This is a genomic window from Glutamicibacter sp. Je.9.36 (genome assembly GCF_051129975.1).
Lineage (GTDB): Bacteria > Actinomycetota > Actinomycetes > Actinomycetales > Micrococcaceae > Glutamicibacter.
Map to the genome: position 1 here is coordinate 90055 of NZ_JBCPSN010000004.1, position 20040 is coordinate 110094.

Genomic DNA, 20040 nt, shown 5'->3' on the forward strand with positions numbered 1-20040 from the left:
GGGGAGAAATTGCGGATTTCGCTTCTCCCCGGCAAAATTCAATAGTTCAAGCATACTGCAATTTGTTGAAGATACAAGTAAATTCTGTCACTTAAATTAGTCATTCCGGCCGTCGCAAACTCCCGCCTAGGCCCATCCGGAAGTACTGAAGCGTTCTACGCCGCGATCGAGCTCACCCCTCGCCAAGAGTCGCGAGGTAGAAGCACGAACCAGCTGGTCAACAAAGATAATCGCGGGCCGGAATCGACCCCAGCCCAATGCGAAAACTTGGGGATTTCCCTTGGTGGAATCACTGATTCCGGAGGCATCCCGTCCCACTTCACGCAAAAATTTGGCGACAGAATCCACGAATCTCAAACTCAGGATCACGGACCGGGGCATTCGTAAATTCCGCGCAACATGGTCATTAACGCTTGAGAACCACACTCTGGACCAGACTGCGGTTCTCAAGTTCACATTATATTATTCCGGATTCATAAACGGCGCTGAATCTTGTCGCCGTGATTTGAGAATTCACCGGTAGGAGCGAGTGATGATTATCCGATATTCATCGCCCAGGGCTTCCACGAGTTGCCGCCGGAGCACTTCAGCTTCGGCCCAGTGAACCGAACTTAGATCTTGCCCTGTCCAGCCAGCAACTTCGTCATACTTATCGATAAATCTTTGATTCCATTGAATCAAACGATTCGCAATGTCCTCGGGAACCATCGGAAGTGGATCACCGCTAAAATATCCTTGTTCATAGGGCATTTCAATGGGCAAAATGTTCGTCCACTGGGGAACGATCATGAGAGTTTTCGTCATGCGTTATCTCCACACCTGCACGCCGGCTTAGAACTTGGATAAGACGTTATAACCAACTTGTTCGTTTTCGAAATAACGACGGTCGGGTTGAAAGTTACCTTTTTTGTACGTTTGGCATTCGTAAGCACAATCGGTGCGCTATAACAGAGCTTTCCGCCGCCCGCATTGCGAATCATCGCAGGATTTTTCAGAATGCTGCGCGTTGCGTAATCCATAAAATCATCCCAACGCCCATATCCTCCCACAGAACTAATACGCTTGGCCCACTCATATGCATGTCGAGACTTTATGTGCAAGTATCCAGAGGTGCTAGACGTTCCACACTTCAGATTAACTTTTCCGCCAGCAAACGCACTATAGCCCTTAGCTGTGTAAGAAGTTACATTCCAACCTCTATTACGAGAGACGTTACAATTGAAGCTGTCTATCGGGCCCAGTAGCGCTGGATTTGCTACCTGAAGTCCGCTTGGCGACTCTGCATCTGAAGCTGGCGGGAAAATCAGCGAACTGTGCTCGTTCAATTGTTCCACCGACATTTCCGTGATCGTCGAATCTGTCGTTACCACAGTGTTTAGCGGTTGCGCATTCGCAACGACCGTTGAAGACATTGCAAGTCCCACACCGGCAATGACTGCCAAAATCTGCCTAAACTTCACTTTGCCTTGTCCTTTAATAATCGATTTTTCTACTAACGCTGGTAATCAAAACTCACTTGGATTATTGAAATCACGTTTAGAAGAAATATTTTCAATTAGCTCGACAGCCGTAGGCAGCCGCACACCAGTAATTTGAGACTAGAACCTTGCATAAACTCGCAAAGGGCAAGTCCAAGCTCTTGAGCTTGCATGCGCCGGCCAGCCAACCGCTCACACGCGATGCTGTGTGTACCTTGTCTTTCCTGGGCACCGCACGCGGCTGATACCCGCCGTCGTATTCTAGATCCGTTTCTTTCCTGTCAAGGACGGGCAACCATGCCCGCTTCGGTCAGCGCCTCCGCCATAGATCCACAGGCCCACCCCGGCGTCAAAGACTGGCAAACTGCCGACTCACTCTTTGTCGGCCAATGGTGGGAATCTGCCTGGCCGCTGCCGGATTTTATTGCTGCGGGTGTCACTGCAGATGCAACGCCGGTGCACGCTTGCTGTTTTAACCAAGGCGGACAGGAAGTGCGCAACGCCCTGGACAGCGAGCGTTTCCGGGGTAAGCTGGCCATGCTGGACCAGTTGCCGTCCGTCACTCGGGCCTCAAAATCGGAACAGCGCCCGGCCGCCGGTGAGGCCGAAAGGCTGCTGAGCGCGTCGATCCGCTCCCTGGAAGACGCCCACCACAACTCCGGCGAGGCCGCCGCGGGAGCCGTCCGCGACGAGGCACTGCACCAGGAGCGCAAGGCAGCCAAGGCACTGATGCATCTGGCCGAGTCCCTGGCCTACGGAGCTTGATGGCGCCGGTGTGCTGCTGCGGCACGTGCGCAAGCGACAGAGAATCCTAGGCCGGCACCAGGACAGCGCGATGCTGCGAACTTACCTGGACTCGGTTGCCCAACGGGACGATTCCTCCCTCAAGCTGCTCAAGGCCTGCTGCAAGATGCTGGACGCCGAAGAAGCCATCTCCGCCGCCGTGGTCCGCGATTATTCCAAAGCCTGGCATGATGCCCAGCTCTCTGGCCTGGCCGCACTTCGAGACTAAGCAGGCGAGCATGGAGATCCTTCCAGCCGGGATCCGCGCGAATCCCGTCAATAAGCGCTGGCCTGCGAGGCTCGTCCGTGGCAAGCTGAAATCGAGCGCTGCTGGAATGTTCAGCGGCCTGCGTGAAGGGAAATCCCATGAGTTTCGACCCGTCCAGGACCGCAGTGGTGTCCATCCACAACCAGGGGGACATCATCGGGCCCAATGGCGCCTTCGCGGAAATGTTCCACGAGCAGATCACCCGCCGGGACGTGGTGGGCAAATTGGACGGGCTGCTGGAGGGGGCTCGCACAGCCGGGGCCAGCATCATCTATACCCGCATTGCCTTCGCACCGGACTATAGCGATTTGGTTCCCAATTCCCCGCTGCTGCAGCTGGTGCAGCAAGCCGGCTGCCTAGTGGACGGCACGGATTCAGCGGCCATCATCCCGCCGCTGATCCCGAGCCCCGGCGATGCTGTCATCACCAACCAGCAGGTCGGCGGCTTAGGCACGGAACTGGCTGAATTGCTCCGATCCCGCAACATCGGCACCCTGCTGATCGCCGGGGTAGCCACCAATATCTCGGTGGAAAGCACGGCCCGGGCGGGTGTGGACCACGGCTACCGGGTGGTGATTGTGGAAGATGCCTGCTCGGCGGCCACCGAAGCGGTCCATGCCGCGAGCATCGAGTCACTCGGGCTGCTCGCCACGATCCTCACGTGCGACGAAATCCAGTGGGATCCGGCCGTCGCATGATCCCCTGCGTGTGCTAGCGGCTAGCGGCCAGCGCCTCGCGCACCTGCTGCGCGGCCTCGAAAAGCCGCGGCAGCACCGCTTGGGCTGCCTCCTGCGCGCTGTCGCTGGTATTCGGATGCACGCTCATCGACACGTTCATCGCGGCGACCACGGTGCCATCGGCGCTGAATACCGGCACCGCCACCGAGCGCAGGCCGATCTCCAATTCCTGGTCCACCACCGCATAGCCCTGGGTACGGATCCGCTGAAGTTCAACGCGTAGCTGATCCGCGCCCTCGATCCCCAGCCCGGTCATTGAATGCACGCCGGCGGCGATCACCGCCTCGCTGATTTCTTCGGGCTGGTAGGCCAGCAACACCCGGCCCATGGAGGTGTTGGCCGCCGGGAAGCGGGTGCCCACCGAAATGCCCACGCGCATGATCGAACGGGTATGCACCCGGGCGATATAGACGATCTGCGATCCGTCCAGGATGGAAGCGGAGGCCGATTCATGCACAGCAGCCGAGAGTTCCTCGAGCACCGGTTCGATCAGCTGCGGCAAGGTGGCGCTGGACAAGTACGAGTACCCCAGCTGCAAGACCTTGCTGGTCAGCTCGAAATGCTTGCCGTCGGTGCGCACATAGCCCAGCTCCACCAGGGTCAGCAGGAACCGCCGGGCGGTGGCCCGGGACAGGGCAGTGCGTGCGGCGACCTCGGAGAGGGTCATTGACGCATGATCGGCATCGAAGCTGCTGATGACCGCCAAGCCGCGGGCCAGGGACTGGACCGATGTGGTTGTTGCTGCCTGCTCGCTCACCGTGCTCCTTGCGCGCTGGAAATGATTGCGGGGCGCACTTCCGGGACTCGGATGCGCACCCCACTAATCTACTGGGTCTTCTAGGCCTGGGTCAGTTCCACCGGGACCTTGGCGGCCAGCTCCTCGAAGCTGATGCCATGGGTGGAGCGCACGAAGACCTTGGCATCGCGCAGCTCGAAGACGGCCACTTCGGTGTAGATCCGCGAGACGCAGCCCAGCCCGGTGACCGGATAGCTCAGCGTTTCAACCAGCTTGGATTCCCCGGCCTTGGTGAACAAGCTCATCATCACCCAGGTCGCCTTCGCGCCGATAGCCAGGTCCATGGCTCCGCCCACGGCAGGAATGGCGCCTTCGGCACCGGTGTGCCAGTTGGCCAAATCGCCATCCTTGGAGATCTGGAAGGCGCCGAGCACGCACACATCCAGGTGGCCGCCGCGCATCATCGCGAAGGAATCCGCGTGGTGGAAGAAGGAGGCCCCGGGCAGCTGCGTGACCGGGATCTTGCCTGCATTGATCAGATCCGGGTCGATGTCCTCGCCGGTGGCCACCGGGCCCATACCCAGCATGCCGTTCTCGGTGTGCAGGGTGACGCCCTGCTCCTTGATGAGATAGTTCGAGACGTTGGTCGGCTGGCCGATACCCAGGTTCACGAAGGCTCCGGCCGGGATGTCGGCGGCAACGAGCTGCGCCATTTCATCGCGGGTGAGCTTTGCTTCGGTGGTGGTCATTGCGCTCATTACTTCTGTCCTCCCAGTTCCACCACGGTATCCACGAAGATGCCCGGGGTGATGACGTTTTCCGGATCGATGGCGCCGGGCTGGACGACCTCATCCACCTGCACGATGGCCGCCTTGGCCGCGGTGGCCATGATCGGGCCGAAGTTCCGCGCGGTCTTGCGGTACACCAGGTTGCCCAGCGTGTCGGCCTTCAGCGCCTTGATCAGCGCGAAATCGGCGTGGATCGGGGTTTCCAGCACATAGCCCTTGCCATCGATCACGCGGGTTTCCTTGCCCTCGGCCAGCAGCGTGCCGTAGCCGGTGGGGGTGAAGAACCCGCCGATGCCGGCGCCGGCGGCGCGGATGCGCTCGGCCAGGTTGCCCTGCGGAACCAGCTCCAGCTCGATTTCCCCGGCCCGGTAGGCCTCATCGAAGTGCCAGGAGTCGGACTGGCGCGGGAAGGAGCAGATGATCTTCTTGACCCGGCGTTCCTTGATCAGCAGGGCCAGGCCGGCGTCGGCCTGCCCGGCGTTGTTGTTCACGACCGTCAGGTCCTTCGCGCCGCAGTCCATGAGCGCGTCGATCAGTTCCATCGGCTGGCCGGCGTTGCCGAAGCCGCCGATCAGGACGGTGGCGCCGTCGGTGATCTCGGCGACGGCGTCCGCGGCCGAGGTGGCAATGCGTGGTGCCATGATGCTGCCTTTCTAGAAGCTACTTGGTTGCGTTCACGTTTTCGACGACGACGGCCAGGCCTTGGCCGACGCCGATGCAGATCGCGGCAAGCCCGTAGCGCTCGCCGGATTCTGCCAGGCGGCGGGCGACGGTGCCCAGGATGCGCAGGCCCGAGGCTCCCAGCGGGTGGCCGATGGAGATGGCCCCGCCCCAGGCGTTGACGATGGCCGGGTCGATGTCCCAGGCCCGGATACAGGCCAGTGACTGGGCCGCGAATGCCTCGTTCAGCTCGACCGCGGCAATATCCGACCACTTCAGGCCGGCCTTGGCTAGAGCCTTGTTGGCGGCTTCCACCGGGGCGAAGCCGAAGAACTGCGGATCCAGTGCGGCAGCGCCGTTGGAGACGATGCGGGCGATCGGGGCGGCACCCAGCAATTCGCCGCCGCGCTCGGAACCGATGAAGGCCGCCGAGGCGCCGTCGCTCATCGGCGAGGCGTTGCCCGCGGTCACCGTGGCATTCTCCCCGGTGCGGAAGACGGTGCGCAGCTTGGCGAGGGTCTGGGCAGTGGAATCGGCACGAATGGTTTCGTCGCGGGTGACTTCGGTACCGCGCTTGTTCGCCGGCGGAACCGGAACTACCAAGTTGTCGTACTTGCCGGCCTCCCAGGCGGCCGCGGCCTGCTGGTGCGATGCCGCGGAGAATTCATCCTGGTCTTCGCGGGAGATGCCGTGCTTCTCGCGCAGCTGCTCGGTGGCCTCGCCCAGCGATACCGTCCATTCCCCGGGCATGGCCGGGTTGACCAGGCGCCAGCCCAGGGTGGTGTTGGCCAGTTCCAGATTGCTCATCGGGAACGGGCGCTCGGTCTTGGGAAGCACCCATGGAGCACGGCTCATCGATTCGACGCCGCCAACAAGGACCAGGTCCGCGTCGCCGGTGGCGATCTGGCGGGAAGCCGCGATCGATGCATCCAGCGAGGAGCCGCACAGGCGGTTCATCGTGGTGCCCGGCAGCGAGGTGGGCAGCCCGGCGAGCAGGGTGGCCATGCGGGCCACGTTGCGGTTTTCCTCGCCGGCGCCGTTGGCGTTGCCGAAGATCGACTCGTCGATATCCGCGACATCCAGCTGCGGCGCCCGTGCGACCAGCTCGCGCACCACGTGGGCGGCCAGGTCATCGGGGCGGTGGCTGGACAGCGCGCCGCCGATCTTGCCGAAGGGGGTGCGGATTGCGTCGTATAGGTAGGCCTGCTGCATCGTCTCACTGCTCCATCGCTGCGGTATGTTCACATCGTGAACTTATGTTCGTACAATGAACTTTAGCAGTTGATATCCGTACCTTCAATAGATTTCCGTTGCGGTCCGCCCGGTTCCCTGCATAAAAATGCCCCGCTGCCGAAGCAGCCAGGGCATTCTCCAAGTCACATATTGCTATTGCGCGTTAACCGCGACATTCAGCGGCTGCCATCCGGAAGACTCGTCGAACTCTGGATCCTGCACAGCTAGCGAGCAAATGGATCCAATGAAGTTTCCATCCTCGTCATAAGCGATCTCATCCCAATTTTCTTCAAAATCCATGCAGGAAACCGGCTCAATTTCGCTGGTCGCCTTTCCATCTGCACCGAGGACTTGGCCAGCGGCTCGCTCTATTCCAAAGCTGGCAAACACAACCTTGGGCTCGCCCGGCGATGCTTGATACTTGTCCAAGGTGCTCATGGTTTCAATAACCCTGAATTCGCCTTCGCCAATACTTCCGCCATTGGCATAGGCCTGGTCAGTCTGGGCGATTAGCTCCTGGCACAAGGTGCAGTCCGCTGCCGAGAAACCCTTGAGTGCGGCGGTATCACCGCTCGCCACCGCATAATTCAGCAGCTGTACCCAGTACTCCATGGCACCTTGCAGCCCTTCCTCGGTTTTCTCGCTGAGGACCGCCGGGCGCTTCGGAACTTCGGCATTTTGCTCCGGGGAGCTCGGCGTGGGCGACACGGTGCCAGCAGAAGGATCACCGGCTCCTCCCTGGGATGCACTGACGCAACCGCTGGCTGCCAGCGTCAATGCAGCCATCAAAGCTGCAAGCTTCACTTGATGATTTCGAACCATTGCCGCCGCCTTCTTGGAGTTTTTTCCGCGTTCGAAAACGACATTACATCAAGCATTTCGATAATACGACCACTATTCAAATAACGTTTTGTCTACTCTTTTCAATGTGAATCGCTGGAAAAATTCCATGTTAACTCTGGATGAACAAAGGAAATTCGACGCGATAGCGAACCCTGCTTGCACTAAAGCGCAGAGCCGCTCACCTGGATGCAGGAGAAGCGAAGCAGCCACTGCCCTAAAATAGTTCCATGGCCAATTCGCCCAGTGGGGACTCTATGCTGGACCGCTTGGTTCGGATCCTGAATTCTTTTGATCTCAACAATCAGTCGCTCAGCGTCAGCAGCCTGGCCCGGCGTGCCGACATCCCCAAAGCAACCATGTACAGGTTGCTCGATGAATTGGTATCCCATGACTTGCTGGCGCGAGACGGGTCTGGCCAGGTGCGGCTGGGTTTGCGCCTTTGGGAATTAGCCAATCGAAGCGCTGCCACCCAAGACCTTCGCACCGCGGCATTGCCGTTCATGGAGGACATCAACCAGCTGCTGGGGCAAAATACCCAGCTCTCGGTACTGCACCAGGACGAGGTGCTGATCATCGAGCGTCTCTCGCGGCCGGGCTCCGTTGTCAATCAGGCGAATGTCGCCGGACGCATGCCTGTGCACCGAACCTCGATGGGCATGGCACTTTTGGCCTTTTCACGGCCGGAAACCATTCACGGGTTCCTGGAACGCCACCACGAACTGATGACCGCCACCCATCCTGAACTCCGCGCAGAAATGGCGGAAATCCGGCGCAACGGATTCGCCTCGTTCGACGGATTCATCGACCCGGAAACCACCGGTGCCGCCGCCCCGATCCTCGACGAGGCGGGCTATCAGGTTGCCGTAATCTCGGTGGTTGTTCCCCGCGACTCCGGAACACTGCAGTCCGCAGCCCTGGCGCTACGCACCGCAGCCCGGGGCATTTCCCGTGCGATGCATTTGGGCGACAACCGCTAGGCGCAATCAGGATCCCGCTGTTCGATATACGCGCTACATCCACTGGCAATGCAAGCAGTCAATAGCTTCCGAGACCATCGCACTTCTCTGAACTCCGTGTGGAGTTGATGCCACCAATGAATTGGTCTGCGTTTCTTCCGACAATGGGCGGAAAACAAGTGGTTGGTTGCTCTCCGATCTCGGTTTCGAGCGAGATAACGAGGTAGCTCCAGATCAAGTAACGTGTTGAGATCTTCCGGGATGAAAATGTCGTAGCCAGGGCAATTCTGGTTTCCACCATCCAACGGCACGGACTACTTCAGTTCCCGACTCATCCGCGGGTGCACTATCCGAAAAGCATTCAGCCCAGGCGCATTTCGTGCATCATCACCGCCAGGCAGACCTGGCCGGCCGCTCTTGCCGCCAAGCAACCGGACACTGCCTTGCCCAAACAGGCAGGTTTCATCCCCGAGCTCTTCCTGAGGCGCGGCTCGTCCCCAGAGTCCAAGAGCGGATCTGTTCATGATGAAGCGCCAAGCCGGCTTCGTCTCGATGGCAAGCCCGCCAGTGTTGTCCACGTGCGACCGAGAATTTCGCTTGAACCCGGACGCCGCACACCATCCACGTGCCGGCGATGATTGGATGGGCTCCATCGTGGTCCTTCTAATTCGTTTGCCTTCTGGAACCAGGACCTCCCAAGTCACTGCCTGCAGCGCCATTCCTTGGCCAGTACCCGCCCAGATCCGAGATGGCCACTGCGAATCAAAGACTGACCGCTCCCCGACTAAACGCGCCATTAAAACGCTGAAGGGGCGAAGCCCGTTGGCGCCGCCCCTCCGCTGAGAAATGTCCTAGCTGGCGGAATTCGTGCTTGCCGAATCCGAAGTTTCCCTCTCCGGGGCGTGAGGCGACGCGCCGCCGCGCAGCATCATTAACGCAACTGCCGCGCACAGCACCACGATGCCTACGCCCAGGTACAACTGGGCGGCGGTCCACGAGGCATCAAGCAGGCTGCCGGCAGCCAGTGGAGCCAGGATCGCGCCGAAACGGCCGATGCCAATAGCCCAGCCAACGCCGGTTCCACGCCACTGCGGTGCATAGGAAGACGGAGTCAACGTGTAGAGGCCGGCTACGCAACCGTTAATGAGCATGCCAACCAGAACACCCAGGACGAAGGCCAGTGCAAGGATGCCTGCCGCCGAGATGAACACCACCATGAGCACTGAGGAAAGTACAGTGAACGCAATAAGCACCTTGCGAACGGCCCACTTGGTGGTCAAAGCGCCGAAGAGCAGGGAACCGAAGGTGCCACCGAGGGTCAGCATCAGGCCGCCGACCACACCTTGGCTTTCGGTCATGCCCGCGGTTACCAGCAGCTTCGGGGTCCAGCTGTTCACGAAGTAGAAGCCGAACATCACCGCGAAGAAGGCCACCCAGATCACCACGGTCACCCGGCGTGTATCCGGTGCGAAGAGCGCAAGGACTGCGTTGCGGCTTCGGCCAGTTGCGGAGCTGCCCTGTTCTGGCAGTGCCACGTTCTCGGCACCCAGGTGCATTTTGCGTGCCAGCTTGCTCAGCTTCTCGGCGGTTCGCGCAGTACGCCGGGTCAGCAGGAAGTCAACGGATTCGGGGACGACGGCCAGCAAAGCCAGGAAGGCGACCATCGTCAGCACTCCTCCGAAAATGAAAACCGAGCGCCAACCGTAATGGGCCTGCAGCGAGACCGCCGCCATGCCGCCCAAGGTGGCGCCGACTCCGTAGCCGGCGGTGTAGATGCTGACCGCCATGCCGCGCCAGCGTCCATTGGAGTATTCGCTGGTGATCACGTTGGTGCACGCCAGAATGCCGCCGACTCCCAGGCCGGTGACGATACGCCAGATGGCAAGGCTCGCCATGGAATCCGCGGTGGCCGAGAGGAACATGCCCAGCGATGCCAGCGCGGTGGTTGCCAAGAGCATCGGACGGCGTCCGAACAGGTCGGCGAATGGAGCCAGGAACAATGAGCCGGCAGCCATGCCAAAGAGGCCTGAGCTGAGCAGTACGCCCAGCTGGGCGCCGTTCAACGAGAATTCTTCGGAAACCTGATTTGAGGTAAAGGCCATGGCCAACACATCAAAACCGTCGAGGGCGTTCAAGAAGGTGCAGACTGCGACGACGAGCCATTGAAAGGCCGACATCGGTGAATTTTCAATTCTCTGTTTGATGTCCATGGGGAACTATCTCCAGTTTTTGGGTGCACCAAGCCGCCCGCGAAACCATTTCGGTCCGCCGGCGAGGGTGCCAAGATGGGAAATTTGCTAGTTCGGTTCGATGGTGACCACGGCGGGTCCGCCGGTGCGGGCGGCATCGGCCTTGGCACCGGTCTGCGAGGTAATGGCTCGCGAAACGCAGCAGTTCATCTTGCTCGACTGGCGTTTCTGCCGTTCGGAGTAGAACACGTCGCGGTGGTCAATCCGTCCGGTGATTTCGGTAATGCGCACCTCGCACAAACCGCATTCGCCCTTGCGGCAGTCGGACATCATGTCCGCACCGGCGTCCTCCAAGGCTTCGAGCATGGAGCGCCCTTGGGGAACGGTCACTTCCAGGTTCAGCTTGGGAACCCGGACAATGAATTCCTCCGGGTCGTACCAGCCCGAGTTGCCAAAGGTTTCATAGCGCAGCGCCGATGGATCCAGCTCGAGTTCTGCCCAGCCACGGCGAACTGCATCCATCAGCCGGATCGGCCCGCACATGTACAGTTCGGTTTCCTCGCCGGCACGTTCCAGCAGCTCGTTGACTGACAGGGACGTGCCTTCATCGTCCACGTGCACTTCCAGCCGAGAACCGTGTTCCGCCTCCAGCTGTGCCAAGTAGGCCATGGCCGAACGCTTGCGGCCGGCAAACACCAGCGTGTAGTCGGCATTCAAACGCTTGAGCACTGAAGCCATATTCGCCATGGCGGTAATGCCGACACCGCCAGCCAGGAGGATGTAGTGCTTGGCGCCCACGCGCAGCGGGAAGTTCTGCAATGGCTGGGTGATCTGCAACCGGTCTCCCACTGCCAGCTCGTGCATATAGGTCGATCCTCCACGGGAGAGCGGAGCCTTGAGCACGCTGATCACCAGCGTTGTTCCGTCAACGCTCGACTCGACCACAGAGTAGGAGCGCTTGGCATCCTCTGCGTTGATTTGCACTTTCAAGTCTATGTGCGAGCCAGGCTCGGCTCGCTTTGGCAGCTGCGGGGCAAGCTCGATGCGCTTGATCCCATCGGCCACGTCTGCGATGCCGGTGACTTCCGCTTCCTGCCAGACTTCAATATTTGTCGCTGCCATTGCGTTGGCACCAACCTTTCAGTTTGAGCGCGGGAGCCGGCTAGGCGCGGACGGACTGGTTGGCTTCGGCGGCGAGCATGCCGTCAAGAATGCGGCGAACCCACATGCCGCCGGCATCGATGTTCAGGTTGTAGAACTCGTAGTCCGGGTTGGCATCAATGGCTTTCTGCTGGGCCTTGAGCATCGCCTCGTCTTCGCCGAAGACCCCATGCACCCCATCACGCAGCTGGGTGGTGATCAGCTGGCTGTCCAGGCAGTAGTTGCGCATGAACGCCCAGAAGTAATGCGAGGAACGATCAGTTTCCGGGGTGATCGTGTTCATGACGAAGCCATTGACTCCTTGGCTGCGGTGGCCTTCAGGTGCGCCGGTTCCAGCCTTGGCTACGCCGACGTCAATGGTGATCGTTGCCGGCGCTTCGAAGTGGATGATCTGCCAGCGGTCCACCTTGCCTTCGAAACCCGGGAACTTGTCGCGCATGTTCTTCAGCCAGAATGGCGGTGCGTCGATATTGTGCATCCAGCGGGTGACGGTGACCTTGTTGCCTTCATGCGTGGTGATGAATTCCGAGTCGCTCAGCTCATCCTGGCCAATCGAGGAGGAATGCACGAATTCCTCATGAGTCAGGTCCATCAGGTTGTCCAGGATCAGCTGGTAGTTGCAATCGGCGGCAATGGTCATGCCGTCGCCTGCCCATTGTTCGGAAGACATCTGGTGCATGTCCGGGACCAGCTCCGGGTCGGCCAAGGTGGGGTCGCCCATCCAGATCCAGACATAGCGGTAGCGCTCAACAATAGGGAAGGAAGGAACAGTAGCCGAAGGATTGATGGTTTCCTGGGCAGGCATCGAAACGCACCGGCCAGCGGAGTTGTAGACGATGCCGTGGTATGGGCACTGCAGCCCGTCCTTTCCCACGGTCTTGCCCATGGATAGCGGAGCCAAGCGGTGCCAGCAGGAGTCAGCCAGTGCGACGGCCTTGCCATCTTCGGTGCGATACAGGGCAACCGGGCGCTTGGCAATGGTGCGCGACATCGGCTTGCGGGTGACCTCGTGATCCCAGGCGGCTACGTACCAGGCATTCAGCGGATGGTCCATGATCTTGGCGGTGGTGGTGCTCTTGGCGGCAACCTCGGTCATGACGGTCCTCTCGATTGCGGACCCGGCAGTGCTCGGCGATGGCGGATCCAATATGTGGTTTGCCCAAAGGCGGAATATGAGAAACTATCTATGCACATAGATAGTTTGCATGCCATTAGACTAGCTATATAGATAGTGATACGCAACACATTTCTGGAAAGGGGCGGTTTTGAGTCTTCGCAACGCGCTGCTTTCACTGCTGACAGTTGAACCAATGACCGGCTATGACCTGTACAAAGTCTTCGAATCGTCGGTCGGGCACGTCTGGCACGCCCCGGATTCGCAGATCTACCCTGAACTGAAACGCATGGAATCCGAAGGTCTCATTGCAGGGCAGGATGTGCCCTGGGGTCCACGCGGAAAGAAACGGCAATACACCATCACCCGGGATGGCGTCACCCAATTCAAGGATTGGATGAACACGCCCCTGGAGTACGCACGCACCCGCGATCCGGCGCATCTCAAGGCTGCCTACCTGGAATGGGCGGAACCCGAGGCCGCGCGCGAGCAGATGCGCGGGCATATCGCTCATCACCGGTCATTGCTCAACCAATGGCAAGAACGCATCTCGGAATTGGAGCAAGGCAGCAACTCCATGCTCACCAAGCGCTTGAAGAACACGCCGCGCGAGGAGTGGGAAGCCACGGTTGCCTACAAGCGATTCACCTACGAAGGCCTGATCGCCCGGGCAGAAGCTGAAATCCGGTGGGCTACGCGCGGGCTGGAACTCATCGACCTGCTGAACCCCTAAGCGCTGCCGGCCGGCGCAATAAAGCCGCCGACCCATCACGGATCGGCGGCTCAGAGCGCTACTTGGGATTCGTCAAGAACTTCGTCTTGGCCTCTTCGGGGCGATGCCCTTGCTTGGCCTTCTGGATTTCCGCGTAGACATGGTGGCGAAGCTCGGTGAATCGCGGCAGCGACCGGGTTTCCAGCTGGTCGCGCTCCGCCGGCAGATCGATCAGGATATCCTCCTGCACCACGGTTGGCGAAGAAGACAAGATGATCACGCGCTGGCCCAGGTAGATCGACTCGTCGATGTCGTGGGTTACGAACAGCACGGTGACCCCCAGCTTCTTCCAGACATTGCGGATCAGGTCCTCGAGGTCTGCGCGGGTCTGCGCATCAACGGCCGCGAATGGCTCATCCATCAGCAATACCTCTGGCTGGTAGGCCACCGCGCGGGCGATCGCCACGCGCTGCTGCATGCCGCCGGAGAGCTGCCACGGGTAGGACTTGGGCACATGGCTCAGCCCCACGGCTTCCAGCGCATCGTCCACCAATTTCTTGCGTTCGGCCTTCGGGACGCCGGCGTTCTTCAGCGGCAGTTCGACATTGTCCGCCACGCGCAGCCACGGGAACAGCGACCGGCCGTATTCCTGGAAGACCACGGCCATTTTCTTCGGCGGTCCGGTGACTTTCTGCCCGTCCAGCAGCACCTCGCCGCTGGTGGCGCCCAGCAAGCCGGCAATGCACTTGAGCAATGTGGTCTTGCCCGAACCGGAAGGGCCGACCAGGCACACCAGCTCACCATGCCCCAGGTCAAAGGTGAGGTCCCGGACCGCTTCGATATCGCCGCCGTCGGTGTGGTAGACCTTCTTCAGCCCCCGGACCGAGAGCAGCGCTTCGCCTTCTGGCAGGGTGCGCCCGCCGGCGGTTCCATTCTGGCTAGACAGCATTTTCAACCTCTTTCAGACCGTTGTACCAGCGCAGGACGCGGCGTTCGATCCACTGGAATATAAATGACATGATGACCCCGATCAGGCCCAGCACCACGATGCCGGACCACATTTCCGGTACGGCGAAGGAACGCTGGAACTGGACGATCGCGAAGCCCAGCCCGGAGGAGGATGCGAACATCTCGGAGATGACCATAAGGATCAGCCCGATCGACAAGCACTGGCGGATGCCAGCCATGATGGTCGGGGTGGCGCTTGGCAGCACCTGGTAGCGAATCCGGGCTAAACCGCTGATGCCATAGGAGCGGCTGGTTTCGTTCTGCACCGGATCGATGGCGCGAACGCCCTCAATGGTGTTCAGCAGCACCGGCCAAATCGCGCCGGAGATGATCACCGCGATCTTCATGCCGTCGTTAATGCCAACCAGGAGCATCAGCACCGGAATCAGCACCGGCGGCGGCAAAGCACGGAAGAACTCGAACACCGGTTCGGTAATCGCCCGGGCGGTGCGGTTCATGCCGACGAGCAACCCGAGCAGCACACCGAGCACAATGGCCCCGAGCACGCCGAGGACCAGCCGCTGGACGCTTGGCAGGACGTCGGTGAACATGCGTTCGCCAACCCAGGTCTCGATGAAGGTCTTGGCCAAGTCTGCCGGGGTAGGAACGAAGAAGCTCGCTCCACCAAGGGTTGCCGCGACCCACCAGAGGATGAGCAGAACCGGCAAAGCCAGAATGAAGGAAATCGACTTCAGGAGTTTCATGCAGCGTTCTCTCCCCGGACTGAGGCGTGCCAGGAAAGCACGCGCTTTTCGATGATGCGCATGCACAGGTTGATTGCCACGCCCAGCAGGCCGGTGGCAACAATCAGCGCGTACATTCCGGCGATTGCGCCGCCTGACTGCGCCAGCTGGATTTCCTTGCCCAGACCCGGTGCGCCGATGATCAGTTCCGCAGTAATCGCCAGGATCAGTGCCACGGCAGCGCCCAGCCGGATGCCAGTCATCAGGTAAGGGAGCATGGTCGGGAAGATGACGTCGCGGATGCGCTGGATCCGGGAGAATCCATAGGATCTCGCGGTCTGCATCGCCACATTATCCACGTCTGCAACTCCATAGAGCACCTGGATCAGCACCTGCCAGAAGCAGGCATAGATGATCAGCATCAGCGAGGATTCGATTTTCGTGCCGAACAAAAGCACCGCGAGCGGGATCAATGCCACCGACGGAATTGGACGCAGGAACTCGATGGTGGAGTTGGTCGCACGACGCAGGAAGCTCGACATGCCGATTACCAAGCCCAGTACCAGCGCCAGCAGCACCGCTGCGGCCAGGCCGATGAACCATGCCAGCATGGTTTCCCCCACCGCGACCCAGAAGGCGGTCAAGGCAAGATCAGCGAACAGCGTCAGCAGCACTTCGGAGGCGGGCGGCAGGTAAGCCGCCTCGACAATTCCAAGAGCCGGGACCAGTTCCCAGATCCCCAGGAAGATCACGATGCCAATCAATCCCCAAAAGCCATTGGGGAATTTCGAGCCCGATTTCCTGCGCTTGGCTTGGCGCGCCTCAGCCGGCGCTGTGCTAGTGATGGCACTCATGGCAGGAGCTTCTCCAGGTCGACTGGCTTGGACAGGGTGCCATAGCTCAGTGCCGCATCGCCGAGTTCTTGCACGGCCTCGCGGTTGAAGTCAGGCCGGAAGCGCGGCAGCACCATATCGGCGCGGACCTCCTCGCTGATCTTGGTGTAGGTTCCGACAACTTCGCGGACCTCGCCAGGGTTCTCCTGCGCATACTGAAGCGACTTGTCCATCGCCTTGGTGAACTTCTCGGTCACCTCGGGATTTTCCTGGGCGTACTGCGCAGAAGTGAAGTAGCCGGCAACATCCAGCTCCGGATCGAATTCGGCGAAGTTCGCAGAGAGCATTTTCGCTCCGGCATCCAAGGCCGAACTCTGGAACGGCTCCAGGATCCAGGCGGCATCGACGATGCCGTTTTCCAGTGCAGCAGGAGCATCGGGGAAAGGAACCTCGACGAACTCGATGCTTGCCGGGTCTCCCCCGTCTTCTTCGACAATTGACTTGATGGTGGTATCGCCGATGTTCGACAGGTTATTGACCGAGACCTTCTTGCCGGCCAAGTCCTTGGGCGAAGAAATCTTGGAATCATTTTTGACCAGCACGGACCCGACGTCGGATTTCACATCACCTGTGGTGGAGATGCCATTGGCGACGAACTTCATGTCCAGTCCCTTGTCGTTGGCGACCATTACCGAGATCAGATTGGAGAAGGCGAAGTCATAGCTCCCGGATTGGATGCCCGGGACGATAGCCGAACCGCCAGTTGCGGTTTCGATTTCCAAGTCCAGGCCTTCTTCAGCGAAGAAGCCCTTGGATTCTCCCAGCCAGATTGGTGCGGTATCGACGATGGGGATTACCCCGACGGTGATTTTTTCCAGCGAGCCATCTGATCCTGCAGCATCTTCCCCGGCCGAGCCGCCGCTAGGCGAACCGGAGCTGCAGGCAGCAAGCGCGAGGACTGATAGCGAAGCGAGTGCGAGCTTGAGCGAGTGTTTCATGGCAACTACCCCCAATTGAGTGTCATTGCTGCTGCGGCGTCCGGAATCTGGAACCGCAGCAGCAATAGCGTGAAGTTGTGGAATTACTTGGCGATGAGGTTGTTCATGTCTGGGGCCTTCTCCAGGAATTCGAACTTGGCGGCCAGATCTCCGAGCTTTGCCAGTTCCTCAATTGGGGTTTCCGCTTCCCAGGTTTCCATGAGCAAGCCTTCGGCTACCTTGGCATCCATATTGATGAAGTCTGGCAACATGGCCCTGGCGGCATCCGGATCACTATCGGAGGCCGGCAGTACTTCCGCCATAGCTGCCTTCCACTTGGAAATGACTTCCGGATTCTCTTCAGCGAACTGGCCGCTGGTGAACGTCACCATGGTTGGCAGCCCCGGAATTGCTTCTTGGTTTGGATAGCCAAGCAGTTCGTTGTCCTTATCGCCCAAAGCACGCGAGAGGAACGGCTCTGGAAGCCAGACGGCGTCAACGTTGCCGCGATCCAGCTGCGCCTCCATGTCCGGGAAAGGCATTTCGCTGAACTTCAGGTCTTTCGGATTGGCTCCAGCCATTTCTGCGGATTCCATAATCGTCAGGTCGCCCTGGGTACGCAACGCGTTGACCGATGTGGTTTTTCCAGCCAGATCTTCCCAGCCGCCGATGCCCGAGTCCTTGCGCACAACTACTCCATTGACATCCTCCCCATCAGCCTTGGAAGCGGAATAGCCGGTGACGATCTTCATGTCCAGGCCTTTGTCCGCAGCGGTCATCACCGATAGCGGATTGCCCACGGCAATGGCCAATTCTCCGGTGGATACCGCTGGGAGCATCGCCGCACCGGCATTGGAAGTGCTCAGTTCTACATCCAGGCCATGCTTTTCAAAGGTCCCGGCGTCGATGCCCTGCTGCACTGCAACCGACGGTGCGATTGGCAGAATGCCTACGGTGATTTTGGTGAGCGAGCCATCCTCGGCGGCGGCGGATGTGCTTCCCTCTGATTCCGTCGAGCCGGACAGCGAACCTCCGCCACAGCCCACCAGGCCGAGTGACAGGACCGCCGCGCCTGCAAGCAGTGTAGACCAGCGCTTTTTCATATTTCCCCCTAGAAAGCCATTGCCGCAACCCCGAGTGGCGGGTCGAAGAAAGTGTGTGATTTGAACCACAATTCAAGACTAAGCCAACTATTGAGAATGTCAATGGTTGATTTTATGATGATTTATTCTCTGCGTATGGGCGGTATCTTGCACTTATGCAAACGTGAGGCCACGGAATCCGCCACGAAGCCGTGGAGCGCTCAGCTGAACTGCTTGCGCAAGTCGGCTTTGCGTATCTTGCCGCTTGCGGTGCGCGGCAACTCATCCAGGAAGACCGAGGTGCGCGGTATCTTGTAGCGCGCCAAGCGTCCGTCGAGATACGCCACAACATCCTCTTCGCCCAGTGAGCTACCGGACTTCAGCACAATGACTGCACGCGGGACTTCGCCCCACTTCTCGTCAGGGACGCCAATCACTGCCACCGATTCAATTTCGGGCAGTCCCATAATGGCTTGCTCGACTTCGGCAGGATAGATGTTCTCCCCGCCGGAAATGATCATGTCCTTAAGCCTGTCCGAGATGAACAGGAAGCCTTCTTCATCCACGTGGCCGATATCCCCGGAACGGAACCAGTCGGATTCATGGAACGCCCCTGAGGTAGCCTCGGGACGGTCCCAATACTCCTTGATCACGTTGGGGCCGCTGATCAGGATCTCGCCAACCTCGCCGGCTGGCACCTCATTGCCCAGCGAGTCCGCGATGCGAATGTCGGTGAAGAAATGGGGCAGGCCGGCCGAGCCCATTTTCGGTCGGGAGTACATTGCCTGGAGCATGGTGGCGCCGGGTGCAGTTTCGGTCAGCCCATAGCCGCCACTGAATCCGAGACCACGCGCTTCATAGGCTTCAAGGACACGTAGCGGCACAGCGGACCCTCCGCAGGTGAGCATCTCCAATGAAGACAAGTCCGTTTCCTCCCATTTCTCATGCTCGGCTAGCAATTGGAAGGTCGTTGGGACGCCCGAGAGCTGGGTGACCTGGTAGCGCTCCACCGCATCCAGCACGGCAGCGGGATCAAAACGCTCCTGGAGGACCACTGTTCCTCCCTTGAGCAGCATCGGCAAGGCACCCATGCCCAGCGCCGCTACATGGAACAGCGGTGCAATGAGCAAAACAACAGATCTGCTGGTGACATCGTAGTCAACGATGACATTGTAGGAATTCCACGTCATGTTGGCATGCGTGAGCACCGCACCCTTCGGCGTTCCGGTAGTGCCCGACGTGTAGAGGATGATGGCTGGATCTTCTAACTCGACGGCGATATCGTCGTGACCGCTGCGCCCTGCCTGAAGGGCCCGTTCATAGGACGAGTCCGCGCAGGGAACCGAAGCGACTTCCCAGGCGGTACTGACCGGGCTGCCTTCGATGGATGCATGCGCTTCGCTGGCGAAGTTCTCGACATAGATCAGCACCTCGCTGCCTGAATCGCGCAGCGCAAAGTTCAGTTCCCGTGGCGCCAGACGCACATTGAGCGGAACGAACAACGCCCCAAGCTGGGTAACGGCGAACATGGTTTCCAGGTACGCAGCATGGTTAGCGCCAAGGAACGCCACACGGCTACCGCGGGCGACTCCGCTGGCCGCCAAGGCACTGCTGAGCTTGTCGATGCGTTCTGCCAGCTGCGCGTAGCTCAAGCCGACTCCCGCATGAATCACCGCAACCTGCTGCGCGGATTTCATCCGACGCCGGTGAATCCAGTTGCCAAACCCCTTATTCAACATCTGCCACTCTTTTCATTAGGTCGTACGTTGCCGTTGCGGCTCTAGCTCAGCTGGCTCTTT

Annotated in this window: 20 protein-coding genes and 1 pseudogene; 5 read left to right on the forward strand and 16 right to left on the reverse strand. The window is 59.8% G+C overall.

Features of this window, described 5'->3' with window-relative positions:
* Window positions 1–513 precede the first annotated feature (513 nt).
* Together AAZQ98_RS11340 and AAZQ98_RS11345 are read right to left on the reverse strand one after the other, a co-directional pair.
* Window positions 514–804: a hypothetical protein gene (locus tag AAZQ98_RS11340; protein ID WP_434692323.1), complete on the reverse strand. Its 291-nt coding sequence runs from the start codon at window positions 802–804 to the stop codon at window positions 514–516.
* A complete protein-coding gene (locus tag AAZQ98_RS11345) occupies window positions 801–1460 on the reverse strand; it encodes a hypothetical protein (protein WP_434692326.1) in 660 nt (219 codons plus the stop codon). Before AAZQ98_RS11345 ends, AAZQ98_RS11340 begins: the two co-directional genes overlap by 4 nt.
* Before the next feature lie 315 nt (window positions 1461–1775).
* Here AAZQ98_RS11345 and AAZQ98_RS11350 point away from each other — a divergent pair, with 315 nt between their 5' ends.
* From AAZQ98_RS11350 to AAZQ98_RS11360, 3 genes are all read left to right on the forward strand, one after another.
* The gene (locus tag AAZQ98_RS11350) at window positions 1776–2243 is read left to right on the forward strand and encodes a CHAD domain-containing protein (RefSeq protein WP_434692328.1); all 468 of its coding nucleotides are present in this window, start codon (window positions 1776–1778) and stop codon (window positions 2241–2243) included.
* Window positions 2244–2313: 70 nt separating this feature from the next.
* Entirely contained in the window at window positions 2314–2490 is a 177-nt protein-coding gene (locus tag AAZQ98_RS11355) for a hypothetical protein (RefSeq protein WP_434692330.1), read from the forward strand.
* A 137-nt stretch (window positions 2491–2627) separates the two neighbouring features.
* Window positions 2628–3227 carry a cysteine hydrolase family protein gene (locus AAZQ98_RS11360; protein ID WP_434692332.1) on the forward strand — a complete coding sequence of 200 codons (600 nt, stop codon included), beginning with the start codon at window positions 2628–2630 and terminating at the stop codon, window positions 3225–3227.
* Window positions 3228–3240: 13 nt separating this feature from the next.
* Here AAZQ98_RS11360 and AAZQ98_RS11365 read toward each other — a convergent pair whose 3' ends face one another.
* The 5 genes from AAZQ98_RS11365 to AAZQ98_RS11385 form a co-directional block, all read right to left on the reverse strand.
* Window positions 3241–4023 (reverse strand): IclR family transcriptional regulator domain-containing protein, encoded by a 783-nt coding sequence (locus AAZQ98_RS11365; RefSeq protein WP_434692334.1) that lies wholly within the window; start codon window positions 4021–4023, stop codon window positions 3241–3243.
* An 80-nt stretch (window positions 4024–4103) separates the two neighbouring features.
* The gene (locus AAZQ98_RS11370) at window positions 4104–4760 is read right to left on the reverse strand and encodes a 3-oxoacid CoA-transferase subunit B (RefSeq protein ID WP_434692337.1); all 657 of its coding nucleotides are present in this window, start codon (window positions 4758–4760) and stop codon (window positions 4104–4106) included.
* The gene (locus AAZQ98_RS11375; protein ID WP_434692340.1) at window positions 4760–5431 is read right to left on the reverse strand and encodes a 3-oxoacid CoA-transferase subunit A; all 672 of its coding nucleotides are present in this window, start codon (window positions 5429–5431) and stop codon (window positions 4760–4762) included. The genes AAZQ98_RS11370 and AAZQ98_RS11375 overlap by 1 nt, the downstream gene beginning before the upstream one ends.
* 19 nt (window positions 5432–5450) lie before the next feature.
* A complete protein-coding gene (locus tag AAZQ98_RS11380) occupies window positions 5451–6662 on the reverse strand; it encodes a thiolase family protein (RefSeq protein WP_434692341.1) in 1212 nt (403 codons plus the stop codon).
* A 174-nt stretch (window positions 6663–6836) separates the two neighbouring features.
* On the reverse strand, window positions 6837–7487 hold the full coding sequence (locus AAZQ98_RS11385; RefSeq protein ID WP_434692343.1) for a DUF6318 family protein: 651 nt from the start codon (window positions 7485–7487) through the stop codon (window positions 6837–6839).
* Window positions 7488–7780: 293 nt separating this feature from the next.
* On the opposite strand from AAZQ98_RS11385, the pseudogene AAZQ98_RS11390 reads away from it, so the two are divergent.
* Window positions 7781–8416: pseudogene (locus AAZQ98_RS11390) on the forward strand (IclR family transcriptional regulator); the annotation flags it as partial.
* Between the two features lie 917 nt (window positions 8417–9333).
* On the opposite strand, the gene AAZQ98_RS11395 reads toward AAZQ98_RS11390, so the two are convergent.
* From AAZQ98_RS11395 to AAZQ98_RS11405, 3 genes are all read right to left on the reverse strand, one after another.
* Entirely contained in the window at window positions 9334–10659 is a 1326-nt protein-coding gene (locus AAZQ98_RS11395; RefSeq protein ID WP_434692345.1) for an MFS transporter, read from the reverse strand.
* A 120-nt stretch (window positions 10660–10779) separates the two neighbouring features.
* Window positions 10780–11793 (reverse strand): PDR/VanB family oxidoreductase, encoded by a 1014-nt coding sequence (locus tag AAZQ98_RS11400; protein WP_434692347.1) that lies wholly within the window; start codon window positions 11791–11793, stop codon window positions 10780–10782.
* Between the two features lie 40 nt (window positions 11794–11833).
* Entirely contained in the window at window positions 11834–12928 is a 1095-nt protein-coding gene (locus tag AAZQ98_RS11405; RefSeq protein WP_434692350.1) for a Rieske 2Fe-2S domain-containing protein, read from the reverse strand.
* A gap of 169 nt (window positions 12929–13097) precedes the next feature.
* Here AAZQ98_RS11405 and AAZQ98_RS11410 point away from each other — a divergent pair, with 169 nt between their 5' ends.
* Window positions 13098–13679, forward strand: coding sequence for a PadR family transcriptional regulator (locus tag AAZQ98_RS11410; RefSeq protein ID WP_434692353.1), 582 nt, complete (start codon window positions 13098–13100; stop codon window positions 13677–13679).
* Window positions 13680–13737: 58 nt separating this feature from the next.
* Here AAZQ98_RS11410 and AAZQ98_RS11415 read toward each other — a convergent pair whose 3' ends face one another.
* The 6 genes from AAZQ98_RS11415 to AAZQ98_RS11440 all read right to left on the reverse strand — a co-directional run bounded on the left by AAZQ98_RS11415 (window position 13738) and on the right by AAZQ98_RS11440 (window position 19980).
* A complete protein-coding gene (locus tag AAZQ98_RS11415) occupies window positions 13738–14607 on the reverse strand; it encodes an ABC transporter ATP-binding protein (protein ID WP_102598621.1) in 870 nt (289 codons plus the stop codon).
* Window positions 14597–15370, reverse strand: a complete 774-nt coding sequence (locus AAZQ98_RS11420) for an ABC transporter permease (RefSeq protein ID WP_102598622.1) — start codon at window positions 15368–15370, stop codon at window positions 14597–14599. Before AAZQ98_RS11420 ends, AAZQ98_RS11415 begins: the two co-directional genes overlap by 11 nt.
* Window positions 15367–16203: an ABC transporter permease gene (locus AAZQ98_RS11425; protein WP_102598623.1), complete on the reverse strand. Its 837-nt coding sequence runs from the start codon at window positions 16201–16203 to the stop codon at window positions 15367–15369. Before AAZQ98_RS11425 ends, AAZQ98_RS11420 begins: the two co-directional genes overlap by 4 nt.
* On the reverse strand, window positions 16200–17180 hold the full coding sequence (locus tag AAZQ98_RS11430) for an ABC transporter substrate-binding protein (protein ID WP_434692358.1): 981 nt from the start codon (window positions 17178–17180) through the stop codon (window positions 16200–16202). Before AAZQ98_RS11430 ends, AAZQ98_RS11425 begins: the two co-directional genes overlap by 4 nt.
* An 83-nt stretch (window positions 17181–17263) precedes the next feature.
* Window positions 17264–18262, reverse strand: a complete 999-nt coding sequence (locus tag AAZQ98_RS11435; protein ID WP_105662446.1) for an ABC transporter substrate-binding protein — start codon at window positions 18260–18262, stop codon at window positions 17264–17266.
* 200 nt (window positions 18263–18462) lie between these two features.
* A complete protein-coding gene (locus AAZQ98_RS11440) occupies window positions 18463–19980 on the reverse strand; it encodes an acyl-CoA synthetase (protein ID WP_434692361.1) in 1518 nt (505 codons plus the stop codon).
* Between the last annotated feature and the right edge of the window lie 60 nt (window positions 19981–20040).

Excerpts from the sequence above, each read along its gene's own strand:
- AAZQ98_RS11340 (WP_434692323.1), bottom strand. The coding sequence starts at position 804 with ATGACGAAAACTCTCATGATCGTTCCCCAGTGGACGAACATTTTGCCC.
- AAZQ98_RS11350 (WP_434692328.1), top strand. The coding sequence starts at position 1,776 with ATGCCCGCTTCGGTCAGCGCCTCCGCCATAGATCCACAGGCCCACCCC.
- AAZQ98_RS11355 (WP_434692330.1), top strand. The coding sequence starts at position 2,314 with ATGCTGCGAACTTACCTGGACTCGGTTGCCCAACGGGACGATTCCTCC.
- AAZQ98_RS11360 (WP_434692332.1), top strand. The coding sequence starts at position 2,628 with ATGAGTTTCGACCCGTCCAGGACCGCAGTGGTGTCCATCCACAACCAG.
- AAZQ98_RS11370 (WP_434692337.1), bottom strand. The coding sequence starts at position 4,760 with ATGAGCGCAATGACCACCACCGAAGCAAAGCTCACCCGCGATGAAATG.
- AAZQ98_RS11375 (WP_434692340.1), bottom strand. The coding sequence starts at position 5,431 with ATGGCACCACGCATTGCCACCTCGGCCGCGGACGCCGTCGCCGAGATC.
- AAZQ98_RS11380 (WP_434692341.1), bottom strand. The coding sequence starts at position 6,662 with ATGCAGCAGGCCTACCTATACGACGCAATCCGCACCCCCTTCGGCAAG.
- AAZQ98_RS11395 (WP_434692345.1), bottom strand. The coding sequence starts at position 10,659 with ATGTCGGCCTTTCAATGGCTCGTCGTCGCAGTCTGCACCTTCTTGAAC.
- AAZQ98_RS11400 (WP_434692347.1), bottom strand. The coding sequence starts at position 11,793 with ATGGCAGCGACAAATATTGAAGTCTGGCAGGAAGCGGAAGTCACCGGC.
- AAZQ98_RS11405 (WP_434692350.1), bottom strand. The coding sequence starts at position 12,928 with ATGACCGAGGTTGCCGCCAAGAGCACCACCACCGCCAAGATCATGGAC.
- AAZQ98_RS11415 (WP_102598621.1), bottom strand. The coding sequence starts at position 14,607 with ATGCTGTCTAGCCAGAATGGAACCGCCGGCGGGCGCACCCTGCCAGAA.
- AAZQ98_RS11420 (WP_102598622.1), bottom strand. The coding sequence starts at position 15,370 with ATGAAACTCCTGAAGTCGATTTCCTTCATTCTGGCTTTGCCGGTTCTG.
- AAZQ98_RS11425 (WP_102598623.1), bottom strand. The coding sequence starts at position 16,203 with ATGAGTGCCATCACTAGCACAGCGCCGGCTGAGGCGCGCCAAGCCAAG.
- AAZQ98_RS11430 (WP_434692358.1), bottom strand. The coding sequence starts at position 17,180 with ATGAAACACTCGCTCAAGCTCGCACTCGCTTCGCTATCAGTCCTCGCG.
- AAZQ98_RS11435 (WP_105662446.1), bottom strand. The coding sequence starts at position 18,262 with ATGAAAAAGCGCTGGTCTACACTGCTTGCAGGCGCGGCGGTCCTGTCA.
- AAZQ98_RS11440 (WP_434692361.1), bottom strand. The coding sequence starts at position 19,980 with ATGTTGAATAAGGGGTTTGGCAACTGGATTCACCGGCGTCGGATGAAA.